This is a genomic window from Pseudomonas frederiksbergensis, from assembly GCF_003732665.1.
Lineage (GTDB): Bacteria > Pseudomonadota > Gammaproteobacteria > Pseudomonadales > Pseudomonadaceae > Aquipseudomonas > Aquipseudomonas frederiksbergensis_G.
This window is the reverse complement of the sequence record NZ_MOBP01000226.1, coordinates 1-480: the sequence shown is the minus strand read 5'-3', so window position 1 is coordinate 480 and position 480 is coordinate 1. Positions and strand designations below refer to the sequence as shown.

At 61.0% G+C, this 480-nt stretch carries 1 protein-coding gene; it reads left to right on the top strand.

Annotated features, from left to right (window positions below):
* Positions 1-395, top strand: a 395-nt coding sequence (locus tag BK665_RS33935) for a chemotaxis protein CheW (RefSeq protein ID WP_148053310.1), incomplete at its 5' end; no start/stop codon positions are given.
* Positions 396-480 lie beyond the last annotated feature (85 nt).

The window sequence follows — 480 nt, the reverse complement described above, 5'->3', positions numbered from 1 at the left end:
ACTCGTTGGCCGGTCATGAGCTGACGCCATTGTTCGGTCAGCCGGAATGGTTTCTCGGGATTCTGCCAAGCCAGGCCGGCAACCTGAAGGTGCTGGATACCGCGCGCTGGGTCATGCCTGATCGTTATCGCGATGACTTCCGCCAGGGCCTGCAATACGTGATCTCGGTTCAGGGCTATGAGTGGGGGCTGGCAGTGCATCAGGTCAGCCGCTCGTTGCGCCTGGACCCGAACGAAATCAAATGGCGCAGCCATCGGGGTCAACGGCCATGGCTGGCCGGGACGGTGATCGAGCACATGTGTGCGTTGCTGGATGTCTCGGAGCTGGCGGAGTTGATCGCCAGCGGTGGTGCCAAGCACATGGGTGGCGCTAAGCCGGCCCACAAACCTACATAACAAGCAGCTGGCCGCATACACAGTGCGGCCGGGCAGAACACACACCGCCACAGGCGGTTTTTCGAGGGGTCAGGGTATGAATGAT